The sequence below is a fragment of the Plectonema cf. radiosum LEGE 06105 genome (genome assembly GCF_015207665.1).
Taxonomy (GTDB): Bacteria; Cyanobacteriota; Cyanobacteriia; order Cyanobacteriales; family Nostocaceae; genus Rivularia; species Rivularia radiosa_A.
In genome coordinates this window covers 1-15,400 of record NZ_JADEWL010000150.1, presented here as the reverse complement: position 1 = coordinate 15,400, position 15,400 = coordinate 1, and the positions used below count along the sequence as shown (strand labels likewise).

Here is a 15,400-nt window from a genome sequence, read left to right as displayed (position 1 = left end):
TAAGAGACAGGGTTGGGGGTGGGGTTTTGTACCCCACTAAGGTGAGAACCGCTATATAGTTTCTGTGTCTAGTTTTAAGAAATTAGTTTGTGATGTGGTTTAGAATCATTACAAATCCCCATGAATGAGGTGAGTAAGGGTAATTGCGACGGTGGTTTTTGGTTGTCGAGGTGTGGGTGTTGCGGATTTTGGGGGAAGGTTTGTTTTTGATCAAAATTGAATTACAAGTTCATCTCAAAGCAGATGATAGGATGGAAAGGTAATTTGGGTTTTCGTTTTTTTGAGAATAAAGGTTTATGTTACAAACTTTTAGAGCTACTTTAAAAGGAAATTCTTTGGAATGGGGTGAGGATGTTCAGTTTTTGTCTGGGACAGATGTGAAAGTACAAGTATTGGTGACAATTTTAGAGGAAGAGATAATCCCAGTAGATAGTGGACGCGGTAAACGTATGGCAGCAGTGTTAGAAAAGTTAGCGCAGGCACAAGCTTTTGCTAATATCGATCCAGTTGCTTGGCAGCGAGAGACACGACAAGATCGAGAACTTCCTGATCGAGGTGAATAATGCTTTTGGATAGCAATATTATCATTTACGCAGCCCAAGTGGAAAATGTAATGCTGCGTGAATTTATTGCCAAGCATGAACCTGTTGTTTCGGCTTTGAGCTACGTTGAAACTTTAGGGTATCACCGTTTGCAGGAAATAGAAAAGCAATTTTTAGAGTAATTTTTCACGGTATCACTAATTCTTCCTATTTCTCAACCAGTAATCGAAGAAGCTGTAAAATTGCGGCAAATACAAAAGATGAGTTTAGGCGATGCAATTATTGCAGCAACAGCATTGTCTTATAATTATCAACTGGTTACACGAAATATTAAAGATTTTCAATGGATTGAGGGTTTAAAGTTATTAAATCCTTTTGAGATTTGAACCCGATCGCACTACCAAAAAATCCACATCATCAAACGCGATGGTCGAAGACCGCTCCTTTGGAGCATCGCATATCCCAAAACAACCGCGATAAGCAAAGCTTAACGCCAAAGGCGTATCGCAACCCAACAAAACTAAATGCGATAAGCGCAGCTTAATGCCGGGTGCATATCGCACTCCCCACAAACCAAACGCGATTCCTGCTCCTAGCTACCCTACGGGAACGCTAGGAGCGAACGCTAACGCATACCCAACAAAACCAAACGGCGATAAGCGGAGCTTAAGCTTAATGTCGGAGACATATCGCATTTCTCACAAAATACAAACCGGACTTTTCCGAGAAATGATATTCAGCTAAACTTAAAATATATATTAGGATAATATCATAACTATGAGCTACCACAATATCATTACAATTGAGCCGGACAAGCGCGGTGGTAAGCCTTGTATTCGACGTATGCGGATCACGGTTTATGATGTTTTGGGCTGGTTGGCTGCTGGAATGTCTCATGAGGAGATTTTAGACGATTTCCCTGAGTTAACACAACAAGATATAAAAGCCTGTTTGGAATTTGCTGCGGATCGAGAACATCGTCTGATTGCTGTAGCGAGTGACGTTTGAAAATACTATTCGACCAAAATTTGAGCCGGAAATTAGTTAAAAGGCTAGTTGATATTTTCCCGAATGCTAGTCATGTTCAGTTTCATGGACTCACACAAGCAAGTGATACTGAAATTTGGGAGTTTGCGAAAAATCAAGAATTTTGTATTGTGACTCAAGATGCAGATTATGCCGAACGCAGTCGCCTTTATGGTTCTCCCCCCAAGATAATATGGCTGCGTTGTGGAAATGCACCAACTAGTCAGGTCGAGTACATTCTCCGAACTGGAGTAGAAGCAATTCAAGAGTTAATGCATAATCCAGTGCTTGATTGTCTTGAACTTTATTAACTCAAAGTGTGGATTCATTGTATTAAATTAGCGATCGCAGTTCTTTAACTCACTCCGCGATCACAAATCCCAAAAACCCAAATCGCGATAAGCAAAGCTTAACGCCAAAGGCGTATCGCAAATCCCCAAAAACCAAACACGATCGCACACCCCATCAAACAAAACACGATCGCACTCCCCACCAAAACCAAACGCGATGGTCGAAGACCGCTTATTGTTAGTAATTCAGAAATTGAAAGGTTAGAAAAATCGAACTATAGCGTAGATTTTGCGGATTTTGTCAAGTGTTTCTTAGGAGGCAAAGTTACCGATTGTTTACCACTTTCGGTTTGTTTTTTGCGCCAATCTGCAAACATTGCTGTAATCTCATAATTGAATGATTTAGCGTATTCCTCGCGATATTTATATATTTCTTCTAATATTTCATTTGTGAGCATTTTATTCTCCGAGCATTTCGTAGGGGGTACAAATTGTTGGTAACTCATATCCAAAGTCGTAGCATATTCGTGCGAGTTTTTTTTGGATGTGAGCGTTGGCGATATGCTTACAATTCCAGGTTAGCAAATAATCCATGCCGTGGATTGTGGCGATCGCAATATGGGCTGCGTCGTTTGCGGCTTTTGGGGGAAGGTTTGTTTTTGATAAAAATTGAATTACAAGTTCTTCGGCTGCTTCGGTAGGTTCTAATAATCTTAAATCCTGTAACAATTCTAATCTTTGCGATGCAATTTCTGAGTCTCCTAATGCGGCTTCGTCTAATACAATTTGTGAGGCGTAGAGGTCTAAACTTATGCGATAATTATTCCACCAGTCTCGCGTGACTTCAATATTCGCCGCAAGTATCAGATTTTTGGTCGATCGCGCTGTTAAATAGCCAAATATACTTGTTTCAACGTAAACTGTTTCGTTCATATCGAATAATCGATTAACTGTTGAAATCTTAAGTCAATTTTGTTCAAAAAGCGATGTCATTTGGATAAAAACGGCTCTCTTGTTCCTATTCTTTTAAAGCTGGCTCGAATCTGTATGGGTTTTCATACAGTTGTGGGTTTGAGCGCCAAGTTTAGATTACAATTACTTTGTCTTGCTGTGGTTTGCTGCAATGAGGGTAAGATTTTTGAAGTTTAATCGGGTATGGTTAGTATGGTTGGTTATCGCGGCTTTACTGTTGATTAGCTTTATTCCGGTGCGGATTGCTGTGACTTTTCGTCAAGTACCGACTCCCCAGGCTATTTTTGTATTGGGAGGTGATTTTGCTCGGACAAGGTTTGCTGGGAAGTTTTGGCTGTCCCGTCGGGATTTGGATATTTGGGTTTCTGATTTTCCTCAGTATTTAGATGAACATCAGCGGATTTTAAGGAAGTTTGGTGTCTTACCTTCTCAGTTACATTTGGATGGTGCAGCTACTGATACGGTGACGAATTTTACGACTTTGGTTGATGATTTTGTGGCTGATAATTTACACCATGTTTATTTGATTACTTCGGATTACCATATGAGGAGAGCAAGGGTTATTGCTAGTGTTGTTTTTGGTAGTCGGGGGGTTGTGGTAACGCCGGTTGCGGTGGTTTCGGGTAGGGATGAGGATGAGTCCTTGGTGCGGGTGTTGCGGGATTTTGGGCGTTGTTTGTTGTGGATTGTGAGTGGGAGAAGTGGGGCTAGTTTGAATCCGCGTTTGGATTGATCTTTATCTACTTAAAATCTGATGATACAGTTGTTCAATTTGATTAGCTGCAAAATTCCAACTGTGGTTATCAACTACGTATTTTCTTGCTTGATGTCCTATTTCTCTAACTTGCAAAGAATTATGTAGTAATTCAATTGTTTTTTGTGCAAAATCTTCTGGAGTGTCTGCTACAAGAATTTCCTTGTTAGGTTTTGCTTTTATACTTCCAAGTCCAAGATTTGTAGTAACTACAGGTAATCCAGTTGACATTGCTTCTAAAATTTTATTCTGAATTCCAGAACCAGACTGCATTGGTGCAACTGCAACATTTGCACTTCTTAAAGTGTCTGACATAGATTTGACAAAACCTGTGACTTTAACTCCTCTTGTTTGTCCTAAACTTTTAACTTCTTTAGAAGGGTTTGCTCCAGCAATTACAAAGGAAACATCAGGAATTTTTTGTTGGATAATTGGTAGACAATGCTCAGTAAACCACTTTACAGCATGAATATTAGGCGCATAACTCATATTTCCAGAAAAAATGAGTGTGGAATTTATTGGGTATTGCTGTTGTTGTTTAAATAATTCGGTATCAATTCCATTTGGGATAACTTGCACATTTTGACCAGGAATTAATTTTGCATCCTTTTCTGAAACAACTACAATCTGTTCAAATGATTTATGTAGATTTTGTTCGTAGTGTATGATTCTTTGTAGTTCTTCTTGAAGAATGTTACGCACTGGGAAAGACTCTAATGCGATACGCCGCTCTAAATTCAGTTGCATAGAGTCTATGAGTTCTATAATTTTTGGCGTAGATACATCTGTAAAGTAAGGAGCTATTCTTAATAAGAACAGATGTATGACATCAAAATTATTTGTAGATAAAATCTGATTAACTTTGTTTCTAAAGGTATCAGAATAATAATAAGATACTTGTAAAGGTAAATATGAAAATACTCCTTTGGCAAGATTGAAAAATGATTGCCATTTAGGAATTTTAACTGTATGAATATTTTTACAGTAAGTTTTAATATATTTTATATTTTCTAATTCTTCAGAGTTTTGATAAAAGGTTAGTAATGTGATTTCATGTTGCTGACTGAGGGTACGAAGACGATGATAAGAAACAACTTGGTCACCTTTTAAGGGAGGGTAAGGAAATCTTGGGGTTACAAAAAGTAGCTTCATTATAAATTTGTATCAGTTCAAATTGATTGGTATATTGCCAAAGTTTCCTCAGCCATTCTGCGCCAAGAGAATTGTTTGGAGCGGGTTAGTCCGCGTTGAATGAAATCATTTTTCAAAGCATGGTCAAATAATAATTTATATACTGCTGCTTCAAGTTCTTCTTGATTAGTTGGATTTATTTGTAATGCAGCATCTCCCACAACTTCAGGAATAGAAGTTGTGTTGGAAGTTATTACAGAAGTACCGCAAGCCATTGCTTCTAAAGGTGGAATACCAAAACCTTCATATAGAGAGGGATACAAGAATATAGATGCACTATTATAAAGACATATTAATTCTTCTTGAGTAACAAAGCCTGTAAAGAGGACTTCATTTTCAAGGTTTAATGAATAGACAAGCTCATAAAATTGGGATTTATTCGGGTTAGGTATTCCAACAATAATTAATTTTTCATCAATTTTCTTCTGGTTTTTTAGGTTTGCAAAGGCTTGGATAACTAGTTTTGTATTCTTGCGAGGGTCAGTACCACCTAATGTGAGTAAATAGTTTTTATCGAGACCAAAGTTATTTTTTACAGTTTCAAGTGCTGTGTTAGTCTCAAGCAGACGAAATGCAGAATCTGCTGCTTCATATGTAGTTTCAATAGAATTTTTCTTAAGATTCGGAAAGTGATGCAGAATATCTTGTTTAGAATAGTTAGAAACAGAAATAACTTTGGAAGCATTTTTAATAGTGTTACTTACCACTACACTTCTATATATTCTACCGAGCCTTTGATACATAACCTTGGACTCAGCTAGTAAAGAGCGTTTTTTGAGATACATTACATCATGAACAGTAACTATAAGCTTTATATTTTTGTTTAGGAAAGCTGGAGCAGTGTTAGCTGTGCAATGAAGTATATCTACACCATCTTTTATCGCTTGCTTGGGTAAAGTTAGCTGTTCCCATAGTAGGTAATTTGCTGGAATTATTTTTTTTGTAATAAAGTTAGGATTCTGTGGTAATAATTTTTCTGAATCTAAGCAATCGGTATAAAGAATATACGGGTTTTTTTTATCTACTTCCGCTAGAGCTTGTATTAAGTTTAAGGTGTAGTTTCCTATTCCTCTACGATTTTTTAGGGCAAAACGGGTATCAATTCCTATAATCACTTCAAACAAATCCTTTCAATTATTTTATTTGTAATCAAATTTTATGATGACACTGTTAGTTTTCTTTTTATACCTTTATCACTTAGTATAATAGCAAGTATTAGCCAACCAGCAGGTAATGATGATACGGAGTTTAAGTAAAGAGTGAAAATACCAACACCAAAACATCCTATTGAATGAGGAGAAACATAATATTTTTTCAGATGTGGTAGCAAAAAGCTGAATAACATATAAGTGAATGCAACTAAACCTATCAACCCCAAATCAAATGCGACTAAGCTAGCGTATGAATAAGGCTTTGAATCGTCTATATTATATAATACATGACTAATTGGACTGTCCTTAAAAGCGTTCAAAAAGTGAATAGACCATGAACCCAATCCGGAACCAAATCCGTAAGAATTAATCGCATTTAAGTAACCAATATAGACACTAATTGAACGTCCACTTCCAAGACTAACTGTTAAATCAATTAGTTCATTTATATTAAAAATATTAAAATCTGTAGAATTAATAATTGTAATGACTTCTGATACTCTCGATGTAAATATTTTATCTATAAAAAAGTAAAATAACGATAATATTATTATAAATGCTAGTATAGAAATGATTATTAAAGATATAATTTTATGAATTTCTTTGAAAGTTAATTGTTTAAATATCTTCAATGGAAGAAAAGATATTAAATAAATAAATAAATATAAAAAAACCGAACCAGAAGCATTGAAAATAAACATTAAAAAACAGGCAAAAAGCATAAAATAATACTCATTTTTTTTAAATTTATCGATTTTGTAGAAGAATATAGAGAATAAAAATATCATAATTAAAATTTGAGCAGCATATGAAGGCTCAGGAGATAGGCCTAAAACACCTCTAGTTCCACCAAATGCTTTTTCTAAAAATCTAGGTATCAATATACTAAGAATACTACTTAAACCTGAATACACAAGAGCTGGCGGATAAAATGCCTGCAATAAGCTTATTAAAAACCATGAGTATATAGATATCCTAAATATGTTAATCGATATATTTTCTAAGTTGTTAATTAAAGCTACAAATATTACAAGAGGTGATATCAAAATTATTAATGATTCTAATATACTTTGGATAGATGGACTGTTTGTTGGTTCAACAATAAACATGACAACAGCAGTTATCAAGTAAATTAATATGATCGATAAGTATATAATTATTGGTGTTATTAATAATCTTTTATGTTTGAAAATTATTAAATATAGCAATGCGGGTATAACAGCTAAAGGTTGAACCTCTCCACCCAAAAATGGTATAAGTTTAAAAAAAGGAAAGAAACATAAAATAAAAGTTAAATTTATTAATCGTCCAGAAAAAACATTTAAGGTCTTGTATTCTGATTTTACTGACATATTTCACAATTGAAACTAATAAATGTACAGGGCAAGCGCATCTCAAAATACAGATTTGCCAGTCGCGTACTGTCTAAATCTATATACTGATACAAATGTCTTAAAGTCTGGGAACTCCGATTTTGAAATTGATCTAAAATCCACCATGCTTGACCTTGAACTAAAAATAACATGGTAAGAGGAATTAATATAGCATATAAATTACGATTGCGTCGTCGAATAATTTCTCTAACAATTAGAATTCCTAGAAGAGCAAATTGTATATATAGCCATATCCAATCTAAGAATAACTCACTCATATAAACTGTCTTGTATCAAGAACTATAAAACTGTTTACATCGTTTTGATAAAATAGCTAAAACATTATAAAAATTAATATTATGAATCCTATTTTAAAAGATGACTACAATCAAAAATGTTTTTTATATATTAATTATTAAAAATAATTTCATTTGCTCCCTGAATTAGCCAATTTAAATTTCTAGGTTCCTTTCGCAGTATTGAGTCTATGAAACCAAATATTTTACATTTCGAGATAGCAAATCTATATTTTGTAAAATCAATATTTTCAGTAACCTTTACATATTCTTTTTCACTTCTAAAAAAGTCGTAAAATAAAGTCGATACAAGAAAACGTATTAACCAATAAAATTTCATTTTATAATTAAAATACCTTAAACCTATACCTACTGCATAACCAGTACCATAAGCATAACCTAAAGCATTTTTAGCAGGCTTTTCAGTTGCAAATAAGGAAGGATGTGCTATCAATATTTGTGGAAATAATTGTATTTTATTTGTCCGAGAGAGAATCTTTGCAAACAAAATAAAAGCTTCTCCGGATAAAGCAGCATGATTTGAGCCTGTACCGATATCGCAAAATCCTCCTAATTCTAAAAATAACTCTCTCTTAATAATTAAGTTCCATTCAATAACCATTCGTGTGAAGTTTTTATAATTAACTTCAACAGTATTATCTGGCCAGTGAGAAATATATTTATTATTATTAATTTCTCCTCTCTGAACTATGACTACATCTGGTGCATTTAATAAATTAACAATGAGTTCTTCGATAGCAGTAATTGGGGAATAAACAACAGCATCATCATCCAAGAAAAAGAGATATTCTCCAGATGCAAGTGATGCTCCGATATTTCTAGCTTCAGGTGCTGGAATTGGTTTAATTCTTACGTGTTCAACTAATTTAATATTAAGTATATTCTTAAATGTATCTATTGCTTTCCCTGATTGATTAATCAATACCATTTCTATTTGTTCATTGTTCAAATTTTGAAGGGAAATAAATAGTTTTTCTAAGTGTAATTCAGGTTTGACAGCAGGTACAATAAGCGAAAGTAAAACTGGAGAATTTCTTGATTCGTTCATTTAACTGTAACTCCCTGATTTTCTAATGCATTAACCTGATATTTCTTCATGAGACGCTGCTTCCTTATAGCTGTGGCTTTTTGCTTTCCGAGAAAAGAAATCAATAGTTTTTCATACAAGTAGTACAAGAATAATTGTCGGATGTATAAAATTGATGCACCATATAAAAATGGACTTTTTAAATTCACATGAGCTTTGATACACTCTAATCTTGAGTTCACAATCTTACTATCGCTAACTCCTCCAGTTTGAAAGTATGCCACTACACCATCTAAGTAATGAAATTTTGCGCCAATTAAGAACAAAGATAGTATGTAAGCATAATCTGAAGCAAATTTGTAATTGAGATTGTATAAGCCATGATTTAAGTATGTACCTTTTGTAATAAACATAGCTTGATGACAGATAGTCATTGAGTATTTCAATTCATCAATATTTGCAGGTGATTTTATTGTAATGTTGGCATCTGTATAGGTAAGATAAATATCTCCATAATAAATAGATAAGCTATCACTAGGGATGTATTTTTCAGCTAATAATGAAAGTGCATTTGGTAGGTACGTATCACCTGCATTAAGTAAACCTATAATTTCGCCAGATGAAAAGGCTATACCTTTATTCATTGCATCATAAATACCTTTATCTGGCTCACTTATCCAATAGCTAATTTTGTCATTATATTTGTAAATTATATCCAAAGTTTCATCAGTCGATGCACCATCGATAACAATATATTCAATATTTTTGTATGTTTGACTTAATACACTTTGAATAGTCTGTTCAAGTGTATTTGCGCCATTAAAAACAACAGTTATGATACTTACTAGCGGCTTATCTCGTGTAATTTCTTTGCCGAAATTAGTACTAACTCGTATACCACCCTCTTGGCGATTAGGGTGTGGTAGTTTGTTGCAATAGTCTTTAATGCTTGGTATAGACATATCAAGTTTATTTTTAGTTTAATAGTTGTAATACCATTTCTTTATGAAGATACGTTTATTAAATCCAATTTATGTGTCAATGTATCTCCAGCATTGAGAAAATTAAGCCAATCACCTGATGAATACAGTAAACACAAATAAAATAAATATAATACTTGCTTTATATTTTATTTTAAAAATTTTTATTTAAGACACTTTCATATATTGAAAGATAACGACGCGCTTGTATTTCTAGCGTAAACTCGCGCTCAACTTTCTCACGACCATGATAACCTAATTTGCAATCTTCACTATCTTTAGCTTCAAGTACCCAAACAATTCCTTTCGCTAAATCTTCTACATCAAAGGGTTTGGCTAAGTAGCCATTTATCTGATGATCGACAATATCTTTTAAACCAGTAGCGTTAAATGCAACGACTGGAGTCCCACAAGCTAAGGATTCCATTGCTGTTTTCCCAAATGCTTCTTGAATTGATGGTGTAACAGTCACATCAGCAGCAGAATAGGTTAAAGCTAGCGTTGTGTCATCATGTAGTTTTCCTACATAGTGAACTTTCATACCTAAATCAATTTCTTCCTTTGGTTGCCCAGAACCGAATACGACTATTTCTTTCGATTCACTTAAACCATTACTGGATAAATGTTTTAATGCTGGTATTAAGTATTGATATCCTTTTCTCTTATCTGTTACTGCATTAATAGCACCAAAGAGAATAATTTTTTTATCTAAAGGTAGATTAAGTATTTCTCTGGCAATTTCTTTTGGAATCGGTTTAAACTTTAGTTGATCTAATGCATTAGGAATAACCTCTATTCTTCTATCTTTGAAAAGACTACTATTACTAGCACACTCTGCTAGCCAGTTACTAATAGCAACAATTGTAATATTTAAGTCTTGCCAAGATTTTTGTTTCCGTTGCCATAGTTTTCTAGAAATATCATTTTCTGATTCTGAACCTAATTGTGGACAAGCTCCACAATTAACTTTATATTTTTCACAATTACCAGCATAATGACAACCTCCTGTAAAAGCCCACATGTCACGCAATGTCCATACAATAGGTTTATTAAAACGAGCCAGACTTTCTGGTTTTAAAAAGCTACCACAAACCCAATGTAAATTAATAATATCTGGATTTATATTTTCTATTTGTCGATGAACTTGAGCAGATATCCAAGATGAAGAAAAGACTGTCTTATGTCTATTTGGATAAAAAAACATTGGAATACTATCTATAGTAGGTCTTATTAAGTTCCAACCTTTCTGGAATTTAGATTTTTCTCCAATCACAGTAAAGTCATCACTCTTTTTCTGAGCTACAAGCATAGTTGAATCAACACCTGCTTTTATCATGCCTTGATGAAGCCAATATGCTCCCCGTGCTGCTCCACCGTTGATGTCATTCGTGCTGAGATGTAGAATTTTCATTGATATTCATAGATATTCATAGTTATTAGTTTGGAATCAAGTAATTTATTCAAATAATTTAGGTAGTGAAAGTCTTATTAGTTCTTCCAATTGCAATACCGCCATCTATGAAAAATCTGTCAAACTGAATTCCTGTTAAAGTTTTCCACTTCTTTATTATTTCTCTTTCTCCAAATCTATTAATATCATCTAAGGCAATCGAATAATCTTTAGCAAAATAGGATCGAAAGAAAGGTACTGCTGGATATCTTGAATATTGAATTTCTTTTAAATAAGCTAATGGTCCGTCTACTATTAGAAAGTCAATGTCAAGATTATCAATTTGATTTCTAATTATCTCTTGATCATACCAAAGTAAATCGCCTATACTCAAATCTGATTTTGCCAGAGGAGCATTTATTAAGGTTACATATTCTGTTAAACCTAATTCATCTATTTGTTGCTTGAGTATAATAGACCATTCCTTATCATTCTCAATGGTGTATAAATGTCCTCCTTTCATCTTTAACATTTTAGCTATAAATATTGTAGAAACTCCTCCTCCGCACTCTACAATACAACGCCTTTTATATATTAAAATTTCGTTGAGTATTTTAACCATTCCACTTGGTCTGATAGCAGATTCAGACCAAGGAATATATAAATCATGCAATGGTCTCAAATACTCCATAGCTAGCTGATCTTTAGCTGCTACTAATAAATCCATGAAAATTGTACGACGAAGCCGATTAATTACAAGCATTATTTCATCCTTAAATAATATATTTATATGAGACTTGTTGCAAATAGTTATTGACCATGTATCTGTTCACATTGAATTAGTCAAAAAATTATTAACATCAGATAATATCTATTATTTTTGTCTGAAAGATTGGAAAATATTAAGATAAAAATTCTTCATCTCAAATAAATAGAACATAGTGAGTATATATATAGTAATCATAGCCATAAAGCTAGCTAAAATTGTAATTATTAATGGTAACTTCAAGCCAATCACAGTCTTGACAGCAAATGTAGCAATACTTCCCATAAGTGATGCTATTAATGGTTTTTTAATTACATTTAGCAAGTCCATTAAAGTAATACTTGTTCTCTGTATTGCATAGTACATGGCTGGTATACTCAGAAAAATTAGTGCTATCGCATAGCAAAAAGCTACACCTTGAGCTTTATAAGGCAAGCCAATCAAAAAAGAACAAACCAGCAGGATAGAAATTGTTCCTCCAAACTTTAACATTAAGCTTGTCTTTCCAGTCGCCATGTAAAGCCAGCCAGAAGTATTATAAATAGGCTGAATAATAGCAGATAAACTTAATGCTTGGAAGATCACAGCAGCCTCATACCATTGTGGACCAAGAATAAAGATAATAATCTCTTGTGCCATTACCATCATAAATAAGCTACTTGGGATAGTTATAAAAACTATAAAAGATAAAGCTTTTAAATAGTATTGTCTAAACTTCTCTGGCTCTTCTTGTAAGCGACTTAAAGTAGGAATAACAACATTAGCAATAGGTGCGTTAATCTGGCTAAGGGGTAGAACCATTAATTGATAAGCTTTCGCGTACAGCCCTAATTCTTGAGAACCCCAATACCTTCCGATTAAAATATTATCCAGATTTCTAGCAAAGTAGTTAATAATAGTAAAACCAGTGAGATTTCCCCCAAAAGCCAGCATGGAGCCGACACCGAATACTCTCCTTGGTAAACCTGGCCGCCAAGAGCAGATAATCCAATATCCTACTGTACTAACAAATGATATCACGATTGGTAAAATTATCAGTGCCCAGTAGCCAATACCATAGAAAACAGAAACTATTGCAGCAAAAACCCCTGATAGCATAGAAATAATATCATTCACCATCAAGGCTCTATACTGCATTTGACGATTGAGCAATGCAGAATGCTGAACTCCTAACCCACTAAGAATAAATCCAGAAGCTAAAGCAATCGTAATCCAAATCAGACGAGGTTCTTTGTAAAACCAGGCAATTCCTGGTGCAAGCGCAATAGTCAAAAGTGCAATCGCAATACTTAAGGCTACATTTACCCAAAAAAGTGTACTAACTTGTTCATGATTTATTTCTTCCTTCTGAATCGTAGCCATCGATAGACCCAAGTCTTTGAAGATGCTGACAAATCCAATTACCGCAGTTACCATTCCAACTAAACCATAATCTTGTGGTGTTAGTAACCGAGCCAGTATGACATTAGAACCCAAGGTTAAGATAAACTTTAAAGCTTGAGCAGTCATTGTGATGACACCACCACGAACTGAACGCCCTTTTAGATCAGCTTTTAAATGATCTGTACAAAAATACTTGTCGCTCTGGTGATTAGAAGAAATATTTTTCATTACTTTGTGAATTAACTATCACCCAATCTTCAACCCTGGAATCTTCCCATCCCCATCAAACTCCTTCTTCCCGTAATAACCCTTCGTATAGCAAGAACCTAGGCTATGTGCATTGTTGAAATTTAGCCAGATGGGAATTAACTCTTTGGTGATGGGGGTGATGTTGGGTTACGCTGTAGCTCCACCCAACCTACTACTAAATGATCATCTCAAGACTTCACGCCCGTTAATTTTTTAAGGTTTGTTAGCACAGCGTGTCCGTTAGGACATAGCCCCCGGATTTATCCGTGGATTTATACTCTGTAGAAGCACCATTATTTATGGGGAATTAATTACGAATTACGTTCGCGTAAGCGTCTCCCGAAGGGAGAAATTACGAATTATACTCACTCCCCGCGCATGTTTGAGTGTAAACTCACCCACCGCAGGATTACCCTGTGGATAGGGTACTCCACCGACCTGTAGCCAAAGTTCAGGAGGAGCCACCCTCACATCATAAGTGCTACCATTCCTCTTGACATGAAACCACTTACTTTCTTGACAATTCTCACACCAAAAAGCCTCCAACCACTCACCATCAATAGCAACAGTTGTACGACTATTAATCAAAATCATCGCACTTTGTCGTTTTACCCCCCGTTGCTGCAACTGCCCAGCAGAACTAGCAAACAAAGGATACTTTTGACTCACACTATTTAAATAACATCCATGAATAGGACAATAAATAGCCCTGCGCTTAGAACGCTTGCGATTTCGCTCACACCTTTTCTGCACTCCGACCTCCTCTTGTAGTCATTGGCAAATAGACTTGAAGAAGGCTGCGGTGGAGAGACTGAGATCCAAAGACCATCAAAGCCCAACTCCTGATAATAATGCGTAATTCGTAATTCGTAATTCGTAATTAAAGAGGGTATAAGCCCCTACTAAATCTTGGATTTAGTGGTCTTCAATCAGTGGGGGCGGGGGAGCCACTGATTGTAACTACGAATTACGAATTATACTCACGCCCGTAAATTTTATGGTCTGTTAGCTCCGCGTGTCCGTCAGGACATAGCCCCCGGATTTATCCCTGGATGTCCTGATTCTAGGCAATGTTGAAGCACCATTATTTTATTTATGGGGAACCCTAATTACGAATTACGTTCGCGTAGCGTCTCCCGGAGGGAGATATTACGAATTACGAATTACGAATTACGAATTATACTCACCCGTAATCAAAAAATAATTAACTACGCCATAGCTAAATACTTCTACGGAGAAGCCAGCTACAGCAGGACAAATTAAGATTTTGCCGAATTTATAAATAGCCTTTAAGCAGATAAGCTATAAAATAGAATTGGCAAAGGTTTGGGATTACTTAGGAGTAGAAGAACCTAGGCAAATCTCTCCTTGCCAAAGAGATAATAACAGACTGATCAGAATAAAAATGTCTCGTAGTTTATACTTTAGGAAAAAATATTAGTCGTCAGTATCCGGCGGTTTAAACCGCGACTACACAGGCAAAGTCCACCTCCGTGGACTAATTTAAAACCCGCGCAGGCACCAGCGCCAGTCGCCAGTATCCGGCGGTTTAAACCGCGACTACACAGGCAAAGTCCACCTCCGTGGACTAATTAATTTAAAACCCGCGCAGGCACCAGCGCCAGTCGTCAGTATCCGGCGGTTTAAACCGCGACTACACAAACAAAGTCCACCTCCGTGGACTAATTAAAACCCGCGCAGGCACCAGCGCCAGTCGTCAGTATCCGGCGGTTTAAACCGCGACTACACAAACAAAGTCCACCTGGGTGGACTAATTAATTTAAAACCCGCGCAGGCACCAGCGCCAGTCGTCAGTATCCGGCGGTTTAAACCGCGACTACACAAACAAAGTCCACCTGGGTGGACTAATAAAATTTAAAACCCGCGCAGGCGGGTTTTGTTTGTGTAGCCGCGACTTCTAGTCGCCAGGTAAAGTATTAAATTAGACTACTTACCAAATTGGAGATGGGGGGATGGGGAGATGGGGGG

Annotated in this window: 19 protein-coding genes; 6 read left to right on the top strand and 13 right to left on the bottom strand. The window is 35.5% G+C overall.

What is annotated here, in order from left to right:
* Positions 1–296 precede the first annotated feature (296 nt).
* Genes IQ247_RS27150 through IQ247_RS33695 form a run of 3 tightly spaced genes read left to right on the top strand, consistent with a single transcriptional unit; the run spans position 297 to position 928 of the window.
* On the top strand, positions 297–563 hold the full coding sequence (locus tag IQ247_RS27150; RefSeq protein WP_193924735.1) for a hypothetical protein: 267 nt from the start codon (positions 297–299) through the stop codon (positions 561–563).
* A complete protein-coding gene (locus IQ247_RS32875) occupies positions 563–724 on the top strand; it encodes a PIN domain-containing protein (RefSeq protein ID WP_228060080.1) in 162 nt (53 codons plus the stop codon). Before IQ247_RS27150 ends, IQ247_RS32875 begins: the two co-directional genes overlap by 1 nt.
* Positions 725–742: 18 nt before the next feature.
* Positions 743–928, top strand: a complete 186-nt coding sequence (locus IQ247_RS33695; RefSeq protein WP_375341251.1) for a type II toxin-antitoxin system VapC family toxin — start codon at positions 743–745, stop codon at positions 926–928.
* On the opposite strand, the gene IQ247_RS27140 is transcribed toward IQ247_RS33695, so the two are convergent.
* Entirely contained in the window at positions 908–1,105 is a 198-nt protein-coding gene (locus IQ247_RS27140; protein ID WP_193924733.1) for a hypothetical protein, read from the bottom strand. The two genes, IQ247_RS33695 and IQ247_RS27140, sit on opposite strands and share 21 nt — an antisense overlap.
* Positions 1,106–1,319: 214 nt before the next feature.
* On the opposite strand from IQ247_RS27140, the gene IQ247_RS27135 reads away from it, so the two are divergent.
* Together IQ247_RS27135 and IQ247_RS27130 are read left to right on the top strand one after the other, a co-directional pair.
* Positions 1,320–1,550: a DUF433 domain-containing protein gene (locus IQ247_RS27135; protein ID WP_193924731.1), complete on the top strand. Its 231-nt coding sequence runs from the start codon at positions 1,320–1,322 to the stop codon at positions 1,548–1,550.
* A complete protein-coding gene (locus IQ247_RS27130) occupies positions 1,547–1,879 on the top strand; it encodes a DUF5615 family PIN-like protein (protein ID WP_193924729.1) in 333 nt (110 codons plus the stop codon). The genes IQ247_RS27135 and IQ247_RS27130 overlap by 4 nt, the downstream gene beginning before the upstream one ends.
* A 254-nt stretch (positions 1,880–2,133) precedes the next feature.
* Here IQ247_RS27130 and IQ247_RS27125 read toward each other — a convergent pair whose 3' ends face one another.
* Both IQ247_RS27125 and IQ247_RS27120 read right to left on the bottom strand, forming a co-directional pair.
* The gene (locus IQ247_RS27125; RefSeq protein ID WP_193924728.1) at positions 2,134–2,316 is read right to left on the bottom strand and encodes a hypothetical protein; all 183 of its coding nucleotides are present in this window, start codon (positions 2,314–2,316) and stop codon (positions 2,134–2,136) included.
* A 1-nt stretch (position 2,317) separates the two neighbouring features.
* Positions 2,318–2,791 carry a type II toxin-antitoxin system VapC family toxin gene (locus IQ247_RS27120; protein ID WP_193924727.1) on the bottom strand — a complete coding sequence of 158 codons (474 nt, stop codon included), beginning with the start codon at positions 2,789–2,791 and terminating at the stop codon, positions 2,318–2,320.
* A gap of 205 nt (positions 2,792–2,996) precedes the next feature.
* Here IQ247_RS27120 and IQ247_RS27115 point away from each other — a divergent pair, with 205 nt between their 5' ends.
* Positions 2,997–3,563 (top strand): YdcF family protein, encoded by a 567-nt coding sequence (locus IQ247_RS27115; RefSeq protein WP_228060078.1) that lies wholly within the window; start codon positions 2,997–2,999, stop codon positions 3,561–3,563.
* Between the two features lie 3 nt (positions 3,564–3,566).
* On the opposite strand, the gene IQ247_RS27110 is transcribed toward IQ247_RS27115, so the two are convergent.
* The 10 genes from IQ247_RS27110 to IQ247_RS27065 all read right to left on the bottom strand — a co-directional run bounded on the left by IQ247_RS27110 (position 3,567) and on the right by IQ247_RS27065 (position 14,164).
* The gene (locus tag IQ247_RS27110) at positions 3,567–4,736 is read right to left on the bottom strand and encodes a glycosyltransferase (protein WP_193924725.1); all 1,170 of its coding nucleotides are present in this window, start codon (positions 4,734–4,736) and stop codon (positions 3,567–3,569) included.
* Between the two features lie 17 nt (positions 4,737–4,753).
* On the bottom strand, positions 4,754–5,890 hold the full coding sequence (locus IQ247_RS27105) for a glycosyltransferase family 4 protein (protein WP_322745583.1): 1,137 nt from the start codon (positions 5,888–5,890) through the stop codon (positions 4,754–4,756).
* A 41-nt stretch (positions 5,891–5,931) separates the two neighbouring features.
* Positions 5,932–7,278: a hypothetical protein gene (locus tag IQ247_RS27100; RefSeq protein WP_193924721.1), complete on the bottom strand. Its 1,347-nt coding sequence runs from the start codon at positions 7,276–7,278 to the stop codon at positions 5,932–5,934.
* Positions 7,269–7,577 (bottom strand): hypothetical protein, encoded by a 309-nt coding sequence (locus tag IQ247_RS27095; protein WP_193924720.1) that lies wholly within the window; start codon positions 7,575–7,577, stop codon positions 7,269–7,271. Before IQ247_RS27095 ends, IQ247_RS27100 begins: the two co-directional genes overlap by 10 nt.
* Before the next feature lie 130 nt (positions 7,578–7,707).
* Complete coding sequence (locus tag IQ247_RS27090) at positions 7,708–8,664, bottom strand: glycosyltransferase family A protein (protein ID WP_193924718.1); 957 nt, start codon at positions 8,662–8,664, stop codon at positions 7,708–7,710.
* Positions 8,661–9,605 carry a glycosyltransferase family 2 protein gene (locus tag IQ247_RS27085; protein ID WP_193924717.1) on the bottom strand — a complete coding sequence of 315 codons (945 nt, stop codon included), beginning with the start codon at positions 9,603–9,605 and terminating at the stop codon, positions 8,661–8,663. Before IQ247_RS27085 ends, IQ247_RS27090 begins: the two co-directional genes overlap by 4 nt.
* A 172-nt stretch (positions 9,606–9,777) precedes the next feature.
* Positions 9,778–11,034: a glycosyltransferase family 4 protein gene (locus IQ247_RS27080; RefSeq protein ID WP_193924716.1), complete on the bottom strand. Its 1,257-nt coding sequence runs from the start codon at positions 11,032–11,034 to the stop codon at positions 9,778–9,780.
* A gap of 58 nt (positions 11,035–11,092) precedes the next feature.
* A complete protein-coding gene (locus IQ247_RS27075; RefSeq protein WP_228060077.1) occupies positions 11,093–11,740 on the bottom strand; it encodes a class I SAM-dependent methyltransferase in 648 nt (215 codons plus the stop codon).
* A 147-nt stretch (positions 11,741–11,887) separates the two neighbouring features.
* Entirely contained in the window at positions 11,888–13,390 is a 1,503-nt protein-coding gene (locus IQ247_RS27070; protein WP_193924713.1) for a lipopolysaccharide biosynthesis protein, read from the bottom strand.
* 339 nt (positions 13,391–13,729) lie between these two features.
* Positions 13,730–14,164 carry a hypothetical protein gene (locus tag IQ247_RS27065; RefSeq protein WP_193924712.1) on the bottom strand — a complete coding sequence of 145 codons (435 nt, stop codon included), beginning with the start codon at positions 14,162–14,164 and terminating at the stop codon, positions 13,730–13,732.
* Between the last annotated feature and the right edge of the window lie 1,236 nt (positions 14,165–15,400).